This is a genomic window from Pseudomonas marvdashtae (genome assembly GCF_014268655.2).
Taxonomy (GTDB): Bacteria; Pseudomonadota; Gammaproteobacteria; order Pseudomonadales; family Pseudomonadaceae; genus Aquipseudomonas; species Aquipseudomonas marvdashtae.
Genome location: NZ_JABWQX020000001.1, coordinates 4,323,381 through 4,337,213, shown reverse-complemented (window position 1 = coordinate 4,337,213; position 13,833 = coordinate 4,323,381). Strand labels below are relative to the sequence as shown.

Sequence of the window (13,833 nt, the reverse complement as noted above, 5' to 3'; positions counted from 1 at the left end):
TGTTCGGGTGTTATCCAGCTAAATGCAGCACACTTTCGAACCTGTGCCGATGAACTTAGTTTCGCACCGCGCATCTTTTAGCCCATACACCTGATTCGATCCAGTGCGGCGGCGATTATGCCCCAGACGCCGGTAAGATAGGTGGCGGTGTTTTTTTAATGCAATGCAAGGGAGAGCTTCACCTGATGAATCCACGACTGAATCACCGCAGCGCGCTGCAGATGCTGGCCCTGATGCTGTTCACCACGCTACTGGCCGGTTGCGGCATCAATAATATTCCGACGCTGGATGAACAGGCGAAGGCGGCTTGGGGCCAGGTGCAGAACCAGTATCAGCGCCGCGCCGACCTGATCCCCAATCTGGTGGCGACCGTCAAGGGCTACGCCCAGCATGAGCAGGAGACCCTGACCGCTGTGGTTGAAGCGCGTGCCAAGGCCACGTCGATCCAGGTCGATGCCAGCACCTTGGACAACCCGGAAAAGCTCAAGCAGTTCCAGCAGGCCCAGGACCAGTTGAGCGGGGCATTGAGCCGCTTGATGGTGGTGGTCGAGCGCTACCCGGACCTGAAGGCCAACCAGAATTTCCTGGCGTTGCAATCGCAACTCGAAGGCACCGAGAACCGTATCGCCGTGGCGCGCCGCGACTTCATCCTGGCGGTGCAGAAGTACAATACCGAAATCCGTACCTTCCCGGGGCGCCTGTGGCACAGCGTGATGTACAGCGACTTGCCGGTTCGCGAGACCTTCGAGGCCACCAGCCCGAACGCTGAAAAAGCGCCTGAGGTGAAGTTTTGATGGAGCAGCTTCAAGTTCCAAGCTGCAAGCTGCAAGCTCAGGCAACGCGTACTGCTTGCAGCTTGAGGCTTGCAGCTCAATGCTTGTTTGCGCTGTTGCTCTGGGTATTTGCAGTCACGGCCCAGGCCGATTTGAAATTCCCGGCGCTGACCGGGCGGGTGGTGGACAGCGCCCAGATGCTCGAACCGTCGGTTCGTACGCAACTCGATGCGCAGCTCAAGGCCCATGAACAGGCCTCTGGCGAACAGCTGGTGGTGGTTACCCTGCCGGATCTGCAAGGCGCGACTATTGAAGATTTCGGCTATCAATTGGGCCGCCATTGGGGCATCGGGCAGAAAGACAAGAACAACGGCGCGCTGCTGATCGTGGCGCGCGATGACCGTAAACTGCGGATCGAAGTGGGCTACGGCCTGGAGGATCGGCTGACCGATGCCCAGAGCTCGGTAATCATCAACCAGGTGATCACCCCGGCGTTCAAGACCGGCAACTTCAACAAGGGCATCAGTGACGGCGTCGCGGCGATGCTCGTGGTCTTGGGCGGCAGCCCGCTGGACGAGCCGGCCCCGGTATACAGCGCGGACGGGCAGGATGAGGGCGACTTCATCGAGCGCCATCCGGGGCTGTTCATCTTTCTGGCGATGCTGTTCATCCTGACCATATTCGTTTGCCAGGTACTCGGTATCCTGCCGAGCGGCGGCGGCTCCGGCGGCGGGTCCCGAAGCAGCGGTGGCGGTTTCGGTGGCGGAGGGGGCGGCGGCTTCAGCGGTGGCGGTGGCAGTTTCGGAGGCGGCGGTTCGTCGGGCGGCTGGTGACAATCATAATGAGCAGGCATTTTTAACCATGGCATTACTGACTGAACACGAACAACGCAAAGTGGCCGAGGCCATCGCCCGGGTCGAGTGCGACACCGATGCCGAACTGGTCACGGTGCTTGCTGCCCGCGCTGACGATTACGCCTACATCCCGCTGCTGTGGGCCAGCTTGCTGGCGCTGGTGGTACCCGGAGTGCTGCATTACCTGACGGGATGGCTGAGCATGCACAGTTTGTTGTGGGTGCAATGGAGCAGCTTCATCGTGTTGTGCCTGCTGTTTCGGATTCCCTTCATCACCACGCGCCTGATCCCGCGCTCCGTGCGCCATTGGCGAGCCTCCAACCTGGCGCGCCGGCAATTTCTCGAGCAGAACCTGCACCACACCGTGGGCGGCACCGGCATGCTGATCTTCGTCTGTGAGGCCGAGCGGTATGTGGAAATCCTGGTGGACGAAGGCATTTCCAAGCGACTCGACAACCAGCATTGGGATGCCATAGTCGCGGCGTTTACCCAGCAGGTTCGCCAGGGACAGACCTTGGAGGGCTTCGTGACGTGTATCGAAGCCTGCGGCGAGCTGCTCAAGGCGCATGTGCCGGTAACGCATGCGCGCAATGAACTGCCGAATCGGTTGGTGGTGTTGGGCTAACAAAACCTCTGTCGAACACCGTTGTGGCGAGGGGATTTATCCCCGATGGGGGCGCAGCCCCCTTTAGCCGACAACCGGTTACGGCAGCGAGACCTATTACCTGATTTGGGTCTGCTGCGCAGCCCAACGGGGATAAATCCCCTCGCCACAGGAAATTCCCCGTGCCCTGGCATCCCATCCCCCCTAAAATACCCGCCATTCCCGATTCGCCTGCCCCGAGGCCGCTTTTCCATGTCTGTCACCGCCACGCCAGTCCGCCCCGCACCGGATCATCACGCCCAGTTCATCGAGCTGCTGCAAACCAGCCTCGAACAGAACGCGTTCATCAAGCTGGTGCTGGCCAAGTACTGCGGTGACGAACCCGATCTGCAGCGGCTGATCATCAAGCAGCTGATGGTCAAGGATCAGCCGTGCCTGTCCTTCGTCTATCGCTACAAGACCCGCGATATCACCAAGAACTTTGCCCTCGCCGAAGGTGTGCAAACCGTTGCCGCACTGCTGCCGGCGTCGTTCAAAAACGCGCATCTGCTGGCGGTTACCGATGAGGCGCAGCTGGAATACAGCAAGAAGGGCAAGAGCTCGCTGTTCAAGAGCAAGCCCCAGCAACTGCGGGAAGTGCCGTCTGCCGGGCACAACCGTGAGAAGAACCGTTTCCTCGACCTGAGCCGGCCATTCCTCGCCGACCTGGGCGTGACCAACCACAAGCACGAGCTGATCCCGGCGATGTCGCGCAAGTGGAAACAGATCAACAAGTTCATCGAAGTCTTCAGCCATGCGCTGACGTCTTCGCCACTGGCGCTCGACAAACCGGTACGGGTCTCGGATTTCGGCTCGGGCAAGGGTTACCTGACTTTCGCCATCCACGATTACCTGCGCAACACCTTGCAGGCCGAGGGGCTGGTCACTGGCGTGGAGCTGCGCGAGGACATGGTCAAGCTGTGCAACGAAGCTGCCGCGCGGCTCGAGCACCCAGGTCTGGACTTCCAACACGGTGACGTGCGCAGCGTGGCGCCGCGTGCGGTGGACGTGATGATCGCCCTGCATGCCTGCGACATTGCCACCGATTATGCGATCCACATGGGCATCCGCTCGGGCGCCTCGATCATCATGTGCTCGCCGTGCTGTCACAAGCAGATCCGCCTACAAATCCAGAGCCCGGCGCTGCTCAAGCCGATGCTGCAATATGGCCTGCATCTGGGGCAGCAGGCCGAAATGGTTACCGACAGCCTGCGGGCGCTGTTCCTGGAAGCCTGTGGCTACGAGACCAAGGTGTTCGAGTTCATTTCCCTGGACCACACCAACAAAAACAAGATGATCCTCGCGGTCAAACGCGCCGAACCGGTAGACGCTACCGAGCTTTTGGCCAAGATCCAGGAACTGAAGGCGTTCTATCACATCACCGAGCATTGCCTCGAAACGCTGCTGCGGGCTGACGGTTACCTCGTCTGAATCCGCACTGCGCCGTTCCTTGAAGTGCAGCCCGTCAGTTAGTGACGGGGCAGCGCTCGCTCGCCGATACCGCGGGCTACCTTTAATGCGTTCACTTCTCACGCATTTCAAAGGAGCCCATTCCATGGCGGCCAAGAAAATCCTCATGCTGGTTGGCGACTATGTCGAAGATTATGAAGTCATGGTGCCATTCCAGGCCTTGCAGATGATCGGCCACACGGTGCACGCCGTGTGTCCAGACAAAACGTCAGGGCAGACCGTGCGCACGGCGATTCATGACTTTGAAGGTGACCAGACCTACAGCGAGAAACCTGGCCATCTGTTCGCCCTCAATCAAGACTTTGCCAACGTCCAGGCGGCCGACTACGACGCGCTGCTGGTACCTGGCGGACGCGCGCCGGAATACCTGCGACTGAATGAAACGGTCCTGCAACTGGTCCGCGATTTCGACTTCGCGGGCAAACCGATTGCCGCGGTCTGCCACGGTGCGCAATTGCTGGCGGCGGCGGGCATCCTGGAGGGGCGCGAATGCAGTGCGTATCCAGCATGTGCTCCGGAAGTACGCTTGGCGGGTGGGACGTTTGTCGATATTCCGGTGACCGAAGCGCATGTCCAGGGCAACCTTGCCACGGCACCGGCGTGGCCGGCGCACCCGAACTGGCTGGCAGGCTTCCTGACTCTGTTGGGCACGGCGATTACCCTGTAGGGCCAGCGCCACGTGCCGGACGGGGAGCCCGGATTGCGAATCTAGACCTCCACCGGCACCGTCAACTTCGGATCGCCCAGCGGATGGCTCTTGGCGTCGAAGAAGCGCAACTCGGTGTCCAGTCCCTCGAATACTTTGGCGTAATGGCGCTTCTGATGTTGGATAAACGCCTGGCTGCGCGGGTAGATCGAGATCGCCACGGTCCTCGGCGCTGCAAGGCGCAAGGCATGGGCGATATGACTGTCCTGTTCGCCCAAGGCATGGCCAAACAGACACAGGTTGTCGCGGTGGTGGAGCAGTTGTTCGTAGCAGAACGACAGATAGTCACTGCTGCGGATGGTCTTGAGTTTGTCCTGGCTCGGCCCCTCGTTGACGAACAGCGGTACGTCGTCGAGAGTCTTGAGCGTGTTGTTGATGGCGAAACTGCCCAGCAGCGTGCCCTCGGTGGAGGTGAGCTTGCGCGCCGTGCCGTCCTGGTTACGCACCAGGTGCAGGCCGCCGTGCAGATACAGCAGGCGAGGTTTGTCGGAGTTGGCCTGGCTCAGGTCGAAGCTATGGTCCGCACCGAGGAACAGATCGGTGACAGTTTCGGGTGAATGCTGGATCGCCCAATAGCTCAGCAGGTCGTAGTTGGTGGTGAACACGGTGCGGTAGCGGCCCAGTTCCTGGTTGAGGCTCGCCAGGGTCGAGGGCTGCACCAGCCGCCACGGGATGTGCACGGTGTGGACGGTGTTGATCAGCGCTTCCTTGATCGCGTAGTAGCGGTTACGCGGTGCGGCGGAGCTGACGGCCAGGGCCTTGTTGACCCGGCTGGTGGTTTTCAAGGCGCCGAGCACCTGTTCGAAACTGCGCGTCTGCATCGCGTCGAACACGCTGAGTTCCGACGGGCTCAAGGGTTTCTCCTCGACGGTGCGGGCGTTCTCGAACAACGAGTCATAGCCGAAATCGTCCCACACGGCGCGGCTGGCGCCATTGCCCACCAGCAAGCCACTGAAGGCGGTGTTGGTGCGCAACGTCTGCCAATCTTCGAGCCGGGCGTCGTATTCCTGGAAATCGGTCATCACTAAAGTCATCTCAACACGTGGCAAAGGCAGGACGTGACTTTATCACGACCCAGTCTTGAGCCAGATCAAGATACGTTGTGACCAGTCGGTCAATGCTGTACGCCCCTGCCGATCCGGCCTCTATCAGGAGCGTGTCCCATGAGCAGCACTTTTTTCATTCCCGCCGTGAACATCATGGGCCTGGGTTGCCTCGACGAAGCGATGATCGCTATCCGCAACTACGGGTTTCGCAAGGCCCTGATCGTCACCGACGCGGGACTGGCGAAGGCCGGGGTCGCCAGCAAAGTGGCCCAGCTGCTGGCGCTACAAGACGTCGATTCGGTGGTTTTCGACGGTGCCAAGCCCAATCCGAGCATCGCTAATGTCGAATTGGGGTTGGGCTTGCTGAAAGAGAGCCAGTGCGACTTTGTCGTGTCGCTGGGCGGTGGTTCTCCCCATGATTGCGCCAAGGGCATCGCGCTGTGCGCAACCAATGGCGGCCAGATCCGCGACTATGAAGGGGTCGACCGTTCGAGCAAGCCGCAACTGCCGCTGATCGCCATCAACACCACGGCAGGCACCGCCAGCGAGATGACCCGTTTCTGCATCATCACCGACGAAACCCGCCATGTGAAAATGGCGATTGTCGACCGCAACGTCACGCCGCTGATGTCGGTCAACGACCCGGCGCTGATGGTGGCGATGCCCAAGGGCCTGACCGCCGCCACTGGCATGGATGCATTGACCCACGCGATCGAGGCCTATGTCTCGACCGCCGCCACGCCGATTACCGATGCCTGCGCCCTGAAAGCCATTACCCTCATCAGCAACAACCTGCGCCTAGCCGTGCGCGACGGTAACGATCTGGCGGCGCGGGAGAACATGGCCTACGCGCAGTTCCTGGCGGGCATGGCGTTCAACAACGCCTCACTGGGTTTCGTGCATGCCATGGCGCATCAACTGGGCGGTTTCTACGACTTGCCTCACGGTGTATGCAACGCGGTGCTGTTGCCTCATGTGCAGAGTTTCAACGCCATGGTATGCGCCACCCGGCTGACCGACGTGGCTGTTGCCATGGGGGCCGATGCGCACGGTTCCAGCCCGGAAGAAGGCGCGCAGGTCGCCATCGCCGCGATCCGCAGCCTGGCCTTGGACGTGGAGATCCCCGCAGGCCTGCGCGAGTTGGGCGTGCGTCTCAACGACGTGCCAGTCCTGGCGGCCAACGCCATGAAAGACGCATGCGGGCTTACCAATCCACGGGCGGCGGACCAGCGGCAGATCGAAGAAATTTTCCGCAGCGCATTCTAGGCGGTCCGCGGTGGCGTGAGCCTGGTACAGAGCATTGCCGCTGCCGCCAATATCGTGCATAGCACCGCCAGTGGCCAGGCCTGTTGACTCAATAACAGGCTGGTCATGGCGCCGATCAAGGAGGCCATCAGTTGGTGCAGGAAACCGCTCAACGCCATCGCATAAGCGCCGGCGATTGGCGATCCCTCGTTCGCCAAAGACAGGCTGATGGGGTAGTTCAACGACTGGCCGAACACCGCGAAGCAGTAAGGCAGCCAGAACAGCAGGGCGACGCTGCTCAGTGAAACACTGCCCGCCAGCATGGTTACGCTGCCACCCAAAACCAGGGCGATGCCCCAGCCCATCAGCCGCCGCTGGCCCGTGCGCAATACAAACGCATTCACCGCAAGCGCGCCCAACAAATACGCCGCACTGATCGGCCAACCCAACAGACCGTATTCGATCGCTGACCAGTGAAAGCTGTCCTGCAGGATCAGCGGCGCAGCCGTGTTGAAAGCGATGATCACGCCATAGCCCAATCCTCCTGCCAGCGCTGGCAACAGGAATCCGCGATGGCGCAGTATCTGCCCGTACACCCACCACGCCGATTGCCCGTTGCTTGCCTCGGTCAGGACCGGGAAGCGGGCCCTGGACACTGCCGCTGCCATGGCGAGGCTGGCCGCGCCCAATCCCAGGAAGATCGCCTCCCATCCGAACGCCGCCTGGATCAGCGAGCCCAGGTACTGGCCGATGCCGAGGGCCACCACGAAGGCGATCGATATCCAGGACAGGGCCTTGGCCAGCAGATCGCCACTGAAACTGTCGCGTATCAGCACTCGCGCCATGACGGAAATGCCGCTGGCGCCGATCCCCTGGATCAACCTGAGCGTCAGGAACGCCTCTATGGACGTGCCCAACGGCAAGGCCAGGTTGCCCAGGCCGTAAAGCGCCAAGGCTGCCAGCAGGACAGGCTTGCGCCCGAGCCGCTGGCTCAGGCTGCCCCATAACAGCATTGGTAACGCCATGCCAATCAGGTACACCGGCAAACCCCACGACACCCGCGCCGCGTCGGCTCCCAGGTCTTGGGCGATATCAGGCAGGGCCGGCAAGTAGATGCTCATGCCCAGTTGGGCCAGGAAGACGGTGGCGCAGGTGACGATCAGGGTTGTGCTGTTCTTCATCAGGGGCTCGTTTCAAGGGCGAATGTCACGCCCATGGGCCAGCAGCCGGTCAATGACCCGCTCGCAGAACGAACGAATCACGTCCGCCTCCATGTCGGCACGCAGGGTGATGCGGATTGCGGCCTTGTCTTGCGGTACCACGGGGAAAAAAACCGCTGAAGTGAAATACCCCAGGTCGGCCAGTTCGACCGCCAGGCGGGTGGCCACGGCCGCCTCGCCGCAGTTCACCAGGCGGATTGCCATGGGGCTGGCGTACTGTTCGGTTCGGATGAGGCTGTCGAAGAAGCGGATATTAGCCTGCAAACGCTCCTGCAAGGTCTGGAATTCGCGGCTGCGATGCAAACGGATCGAGGCCATGCCGGCGCCGATCGCCGCCGAATTCAGGCTTTGCGACCAGTTGCTGGGGCCGCCGTAACGCTGCACCAGCGTCTTGTGCCGTTCATTGCCGAACATGGCCAGCCCGCCGCTGGCGCCGAATGACTTGGCCAGCGAGGCGACGATCAAGGTGCGCTCATCCACCGTGTGCACCCGCGAGCGCATCAGGCCGATGCCGGATTTCCCTACAGTGGACAGCGCGTGGGAATCGTCCACATAAAGAAACAGGTCATAGCGTTGCTTGAGGTATAGCAAGCTGTCCAGGTCCGCCATGCCGCCCATGCTGTAGGCGCTGTCGGCCACGTAGGCTACGTTGCCCTGGCGTTTGCACACGTCTTCGAGAAAATCCATGTCGTTGTGCGGGCAGGTGAGGACTTGGGTTTCGTCGGCGCACGCGGCCTTGATGTGGTTCATCGAGTAATGGGCCTGCTTGTCGAACACCATCGCCGGCGGACGGTTGCCCGTCAGCGCGCCGCTGGCCAGCAGCGGCAGGATCCCCGCGCTCGCCGCGCTGCAGGACAGCGCACTGAGGCAACTGGCGCCAAACAATTCCGACAGTTGGTTTTCGTATTGGTCCAGGATCGCCAGCCGGCAGCGATTTCTCGAATTGGCGATGCGCAGGGTCCCGGTTTCCCACAGCATGGTCATGGCGCCATCCAGCAGGGCAGGGTGGTAATCCAGGCCCAGGTAGGACGTCGTGCCAAAGTGTTGCAGGGTGCGGCCGTATTGGTCGACGAGAACATTGGGCGTCTTGACCTCGACATTCAGCCCTGTGACTTTTGCGGTTTCGGCGCGTTGCCAATCCTGATCTGCCAGGGAAACGATTTTGCGATAGTTGCTGAAGTGATGAGTCGGTTGCGAAGTCTGGTTCATGGGTTATTACATTCCTTGGTTAAGCATGCTGTCCGTAGGGGCGTTTCATCATCTGTGTGTTTCCAGACTTTACAGATTGGCGGGTGGGGCTTTGAATCGGCCGTTTCCGGTGTGTTTGAATGTTACCGGAGACTTCTATGTAGGACCTTGCCTAAGGGCTTGGACGGGGAATCCATTTACAGCGTCGGAGCTGCGTCTTGACCCCCGTATCTGTTGGGCTTGCTTGTTCCGGTGCACGGGCAACCCACTGCTTAATGAATCTTGAATATCTTCAGCGTCGCTTCCGATGTGATGCGACCAGGTGCAGCTCGGGCATCTGATTCACGCCACCGTTCGTCGTGGCGCCAGTGTTTTTCCCAAACCTTGAGTCTTTGATCGTTTCGAATGAAATACGGGGTAAGCATGCCCCTTTACTCATGAATACGGAGGGCTGGACCATGCGAGGGTCGAGCAACATTTATCCGGGAAACATCGCTCACGATCGAACGAAGGTGTCTGAAACGGGTCGCAAAAGTGGGAGAACCACCATCATGAGCGTCGACAGGCACCCGGCGAAAGGCGAAATTGGCCGCCATCCGGGTCGGACGTCTCGCTGAATATCCACCGGTGGTTCTGATTCAGCGGCGGGCAAATTCCGTCGAAATTTCTTATCAGAGGAGCGCGCGACCATGAGCCGGATGGCCACCTTTTTACGCACCACCAGCGTTGTCGTGCTGATGGGCCTGGGTGCCAGCAGCGCCTGGGCCCAATCGCCAGCCGAATTCATCAACGACGCATCCGCCAAAGGCATGGCTGACATCGAAGCCAGCCGCGAGGCGCATTCGAAAGCCGAATCACGTGAGGTCAAGGATTACACCATCATGGTGATCAACGACCGCACCACCGCGAATCAACACCTGGCGAAAATCGCCAAGAAACTCGATTTGCCTGTTGCCCCAAGAGAAGAGGTGGCTGACAAGGCCAAGGCCCTCATGCCGAAGGTCGCCGAGGGCGAGTCGTTCGAAGCGGCGTATGCCGCCAGTCAGGTCAAGGCCACTGAGGAAGCCATCGAGCAGATCCAGCAGCAGGCCCAGACCACCGAAGTGCCGGAAATCAAGGCATTCGCTGACGAAACCCTGCCCAAGTTACAGACCCATCTCGAAATGGCCAGGGCGCTGCAGGCCAGCCGCTGATCCGCTGCACCTGCTTTTACGTACCGGACCGGGGCGCCCGCGTCCCGACTTGTTTTGCCCGCAGAAAAGGAGACCCTCGATGTCTACACGCCGAGAACCCAACCAATACGCGATGCAGAATCCACTGACCCAATACCCTCGTCCAGAGTTTCCCGACCAGCCGCAGTCGCCGCCGGGCATCGACCAGGACATGGAGCCGAAACCCGATCATGGCGAAAAAACCTATCAAGGCTTCGGTCGCCTGGAAGGTCGCAAGGCGCTGATCACGGGAGGCGACTCGGGTATTGGTCGCGCAGCGGCTATCGCCTATGCCCGTGAAGGCGCCGATGTAGCGATCAATTATTTGCCTAGCGAAGAGCGCGACGCGCAGCAAGTCATCGAGCTCATCAAGGCTGAAGGCCGCAAGGCCATCGCGATTCCTGGCGATCTCAAGGACGAAGCGTTCTGCGTGCAACTGGTAAAAATGGCGCAACAGCAACTTGATGGACTGGATATCCTGGTGAACGTCGCCGGCAAGCAGGAGGCGCAAAAAGACATCGCCGACATCACCACCGCGCAATTCGACGACACCATGAAGACCAACATCTATGCGATGTTCTGGATCTGCAAGGCTGCGGTGCCGCTGATGCCAGCCGGGGCGACTATTATCAATACCGCGTCGATCCAATCCTACGATCCGTCCGCGACGCTGCTGGATTACGCCACCACCAAGGCGGCTATCGTTGCATTCACCAAGGCGCTGGCCGGACAAGTCATCAGCAAGGGGATTCGGGTCAACGCCGTCGCACCGGGCCCGATCTGGACCGTGTTGCAACCCAGCGGCGGACAACCTCGCGAGAAGATTCCTACGTTTGGCTCCCAAGTACCGATGAAACGTCCGGGACAGCCTGCGGAGTGCGCGCCGCTCTACGTACTGCTCGCCTCGCAGGAATCGAGTTATATCACCGGGGAAGTGTTCGGCGTTACGGGTGGTAACCCGTTGCCCTGATCGTTTGACCAACCGTTGCATGGGCGAGCTACGCCCATGCAATGCCGGTCAGCACTGGTTCAGATCAACCTTGTTTTTTTCTTCCAGCCCTTCGAGGTGCTTGGCCTCACCCTCTCCCATGGACTGATAGTGCTTTCTGAGTGCCTCTAGCTGCTTGAGATCCAGCGATTCGAGCCCAAGCATGGCGTTTTGTGCGCTTTTGCTGGCGCGCAGCAATTCGTCGACTTTCAAATGCAGGATATCGGTATCGCGGTTTTGCGTGTTCTGGATGAGGAACACCATCAGGAAGGTGATGATCGTGGTCGAGGTATTGATGATCAATTGCCAAGTGTCGTTGAAACCGAAGAACGGTCCGCTGGCAGCCCAGAGCGCCAATAACACGATGGCTCCCAGAAAGGTCTTGGGACTCCCCGCCCAGAGGGACAGTTTTTGAGCGATTTTTGCGAACGTCATTGCCGTGTTTCCTTATTGGATGCACCTGTCTGGTGTGACAGCAACGAGGCGGCGAAAATTCTACTTACATTTCGATCTGAAACGTCTGTCGGTATTCATCATCCAGGACCAACACTGTCGCAACCATCTGCTTCATCCAAGGGTCACTCTTTAAAGCCTTAGTCTACGGAGTACGCCATGAATATCACTCGCACCTTTTGCCTCGCCTGCTGCCTGTTCGCCCTGCAAGGCTGTTTCGACAACTCCAACAACGAGACCAAGGACAACACCGACGGTACCAAGTCGTCGGTGCAGATGCAGGAGTCCAAGTCGGAAAACAAGTAGATGGCATAGCCCAAGCTTGGCTATGGAAAACCTGGGGGCGCAAGCTTGCCCCCAGGTTGTGGCTGTTCTCACCGGCCCTGCTGCAACACCTTCAGCGCTGCCGAAGCAAGGAAGCCGGAGCGGCTCTTCTCTTCAGGATGGTGCAACACATATTCATCAATACGATTGAGCAGGTAGCCGGGCAACGTAATGTTGAGCTTCTGTGCCTTGCCCAGGTATTTGGTCACATCGATATCCACCAGCGCCCATGTACATCCGGCATATTTCGGGTCGGCCGCGTGCAGCGTGACCGTATTGGCCGGCGGAATGGGCGAGCCATCCTCGGCGAGAATTTCGAAGTGCCCCTCGATGGCCTCGCGCGCCATGGCTATGGCCTCATCGAGATCGTCGCCAGCGGAAAAACAACCGGGAATATCCGGCACTTCGACACCCCAGGCGTGGTGCTCATCGCCCAAGGAAATCGCAATCGGGTAAAGCATTCAATCGTCCTCCGGAAAAACTTGGCAACTGGTTTCCTGAAGCAGGGCCTGTTGCAAAATACTGATGGCCGTTTTCTTGAGCAGGTCTTTCTTTGGATGAGGAACCGTGACCAGTCCCGGTTTGGTTGGGTGCTTGAAATGATGGTGACTGCCTCGAATCCGCACCAGATACCAACCATCCGCAACAATTTGGCCTATCAAGAATCGGCTGTTCACAACACCTCCGTGTGGTGCGCTTGGTGGTTACTATACCCACCTCATAATAATGATCAACACTATAACCACCGCAGGGCGAGGATCGGGCCCAGTGGTATGTCGTAACCAAGTCTAGAAGGCGCGCCGGACAAGGCGGCGGGGGGGCGGATCGGGTTAATTTCCGGATGTGAGGTCGCGTGACGCGTGGCGAGGGAGATCTGGGGTTGCTGTGGGCTGAATGAGAGAAGGACATAAAAAAGAAGGACATAAAAAACCGGTCACGTTGGACCGGTTCTTTTAATCTGCAGTGCTGCTACGGAGCCGTCGTGGAGTCTGCATAAGCTTATGCAACGTCTGCCAACAGACTCTCGTAAGGAATCCGCAGTCCGTCATGCAGGCGTTTAATCATCGCCAGACTTAGCTTGCGTTTGCGGTTCAGAACTTCAGACACACGTCCGCTTGAACCAAGGTACGGTTCCAAGTCGCGCGGAGTCAGCCCTTGTTGATCCATCCTGAATTTAATCGCTTCAATTGGATCAGAGGGGGGCATCGGGTAGTGCTCGTCCTCGTATTTTTCGATCAACAAGGCAAGGATTTCTAGCTCATCGCCGTTAGCCGAACCGACTTCTGCCCCCCAAAGCAGTTCGATGCGCGTAAAAGCTGCATTCAAATCATCTTGGTTGCGAATGGGTTTGATGTTCATCATACGGTCTCCGCATTGATTTGGTCGTATTGGGCATGGGTGCCGACGAATCTTACAAAACCAAGCTGGCGCTGATAGTCGACTGCGAGAATTACTCGGTATTTATTGCCGCCAATGTTGAATACAACCCTGGCTGCTTTGAGGATACTGGCCGTTCTCTGTTCAGCCTTAATCTCTTGAGGCGTCCGATAGGTCGCTTTTTCCATGTGTCGATACCATTCAACCAGTGGCGTCTGGGAATCCGCGTAAGCCGGATTGCTTTCCCAGAACTCCCGTAAGGTTCCTCTCGCGATAATTCGCACCTACGTCCTCCCGTTTTGGGAGGAGTCTAGTCTGACTGGGCTGACGATGCA

General features: G+C 59.2%; 17 protein-coding genes. 9 read left to right on the top strand and 8 right to left on the bottom strand.

Annotated elements, in window-relative coordinates; genetic code table 11:
- The first annotated feature begins 185 nt into the window (after positions 1-185).
- From HU742_RS19685 to HU742_RS19665, 5 genes are all read left to right on the top strand, one after another.
- Positions 186-794, top strand: coding sequence for a LemA family protein (locus HU742_RS19685; protein ID WP_186615082.1), 609 nt, complete (start codon positions 186-188; stop codon positions 792-794).
- 83 nt (positions 795-877) lie between these two features.
- Positions 878-1,606 (top strand): TPM domain-containing protein, encoded by a 729-nt coding sequence (locus tag HU742_RS19680; protein ID WP_225923591.1) that lies wholly within the window; start codon positions 878-880, stop codon positions 1,604-1,606.
- A gap of 28 nt (positions 1,607-1,634) precedes the next feature.
- Complete coding sequence (locus HU742_RS19675; RefSeq protein WP_186640496.1) at positions 1,635-2,252, top strand: TPM domain-containing protein; 618 nt, start codon at positions 1,635-1,637, stop codon at positions 2,250-2,252.
- A 231-nt stretch (positions 2,253-2,483) separates the two neighbouring features.
- Positions 2,484-3,701: a class I SAM-dependent methyltransferase gene (locus HU742_RS19670; protein ID WP_186644660.1), complete on the top strand. Its 1,218-nt coding sequence runs from the start codon at positions 2,484-2,486 to the stop codon at positions 3,699-3,701.
- 124 nt (positions 3,702-3,825) lie between these two features.
- A complete protein-coding gene (locus HU742_RS19665) occupies positions 3,826-4,407 on the top strand; it encodes a DJ-1/PfpI family protein (RefSeq protein ID WP_186644662.1) in 582 nt (193 codons plus the stop codon).
- A 41-nt stretch (positions 4,408-4,448) separates the two neighbouring features.
- Here HU742_RS19665 and HU742_RS19660 read toward each other — a convergent pair whose 3' ends face one another.
- Positions 4,449-5,468 (bottom strand): DUF4917 family protein, encoded by a 1,020-nt coding sequence (locus HU742_RS19660; protein ID WP_186644755.1) that lies wholly within the window; start codon positions 5,466-5,468, stop codon positions 4,449-4,451.
- A 141-nt stretch (positions 5,469-5,609) separates the two neighbouring features.
- Here HU742_RS19660 and yiaY point away from each other — a divergent pair, with 141 nt between their 5' ends.
- Positions 5,610-6,758: an L-threonine dehydrogenase gene (gene yiaY, locus HU742_RS19655; protein WP_186644665.1), complete on the top strand. Its 1,149-nt coding sequence runs from the start codon at positions 5,610-5,612 to the stop codon at positions 6,756-6,758.
- Here yiaY and HU742_RS19650 read toward each other — a convergent pair.
- Both HU742_RS19650 and HU742_RS19645 read right to left on the bottom strand, forming a co-directional pair.
- Complete coding sequence (locus HU742_RS19650) at positions 6,755-7,918, bottom strand: MFS transporter (RefSeq protein WP_186644667.1); 1,164 nt, start codon at positions 7,916-7,918, stop codon at positions 6,755-6,757. The genes yiaY and HU742_RS19650 overlap by 4 nt on opposite strands.
- A 12-nt stretch (positions 7,919-7,930) precedes the next feature.
- The gene (locus HU742_RS19645; protein ID WP_186644669.1) at positions 7,931-9,166 is read right to left on the bottom strand and encodes an aminotransferase class I/II-fold pyridoxal phosphate-dependent enzyme; all 1,236 of its coding nucleotides are present in this window, start codon (positions 9,164-9,166) and stop codon (positions 7,931-7,933) included.
- Between the two features lie 668 nt (positions 9,167-9,834).
- Here HU742_RS19645 and HU742_RS19640 point away from each other — a divergent pair.
- Positions 9,835-10,338, top strand: coding sequence for a DUF4142 domain-containing protein (locus tag HU742_RS19640; RefSeq protein WP_186615065.1), 504 nt, complete (start codon positions 9,835-9,837; stop codon positions 10,336-10,338).
- Between the two features lie 79 nt (positions 10,339-10,417).
- The gene (locus HU742_RS19635; protein WP_186640508.1) at positions 10,418-11,326 is read left to right on the top strand and encodes an SDR family oxidoreductase; all 909 of its coding nucleotides are present in this window, start codon (positions 10,418-10,420) and stop codon (positions 11,324-11,326) included.
- A gap of 48 nt (positions 11,327-11,374) precedes the next feature.
- On the opposite strand, the gene HU742_RS19630 is transcribed toward HU742_RS19635, so the two are convergent.
- The gene (locus HU742_RS19630; RefSeq protein WP_186640510.1) at positions 11,375-11,779 is read right to left on the bottom strand and encodes a low affinity iron permease family protein; all 405 of its coding nucleotides are present in this window, start codon (positions 11,777-11,779) and stop codon (positions 11,375-11,377) included.
- A 177-nt stretch (positions 11,780-11,956) separates the two neighbouring features.
- Between HU742_RS19630 and HU742_RS19625 the strand changes: the two genes are divergently transcribed.
- Positions 11,957-12,103 carry a hypothetical protein gene (locus tag HU742_RS19625; protein WP_186640512.1) on the top strand — a complete coding sequence of 49 codons (147 nt, stop codon included), beginning with the start codon at positions 11,957-11,959 and terminating at the stop codon, positions 12,101-12,103.
- A 68-nt stretch (positions 12,104-12,171) separates the two neighbouring features.
- Here HU742_RS19625 and HU742_RS19620 read toward each other — a convergent pair whose 3' ends face one another.
- From HU742_RS19620 to HU742_RS19605, 4 genes are all read right to left on the bottom strand, one after another.
- Entirely contained in the window at positions 12,172-12,582 is a 411-nt protein-coding gene (locus HU742_RS19620; RefSeq protein WP_186644671.1) for a type II toxin-antitoxin system HicB family antitoxin, read from the bottom strand.
- Complete coding sequence (locus tag HU742_RS19615; RefSeq protein ID WP_186644673.1) at positions 12,583-12,798, bottom strand: type II toxin-antitoxin system HicA family toxin; 216 nt, start codon at positions 12,796-12,798, stop codon at positions 12,583-12,585.
- Between the two features lie 322 nt (positions 12,799-13,120).
- Positions 13,121-13,480: a helix-turn-helix domain-containing protein gene (locus tag HU742_RS19610; RefSeq protein ID WP_186644756.1), complete on the bottom strand. Its 360-nt coding sequence runs from the start codon at positions 13,478-13,480 to the stop codon at positions 13,121-13,123.
- The gene (locus tag HU742_RS19605) at positions 13,480-13,782 is read right to left on the bottom strand and encodes a type II toxin-antitoxin system HigB family toxin (RefSeq protein WP_186644675.1); all 303 of its coding nucleotides are present in this window, start codon (positions 13,780-13,782) and stop codon (positions 13,480-13,482) included. The genes HU742_RS19610 and HU742_RS19605 overlap by 1 nt, the downstream gene beginning before the upstream one ends.
- Between the last annotated feature and the right edge of the window lie 51 nt (positions 13,783-13,833).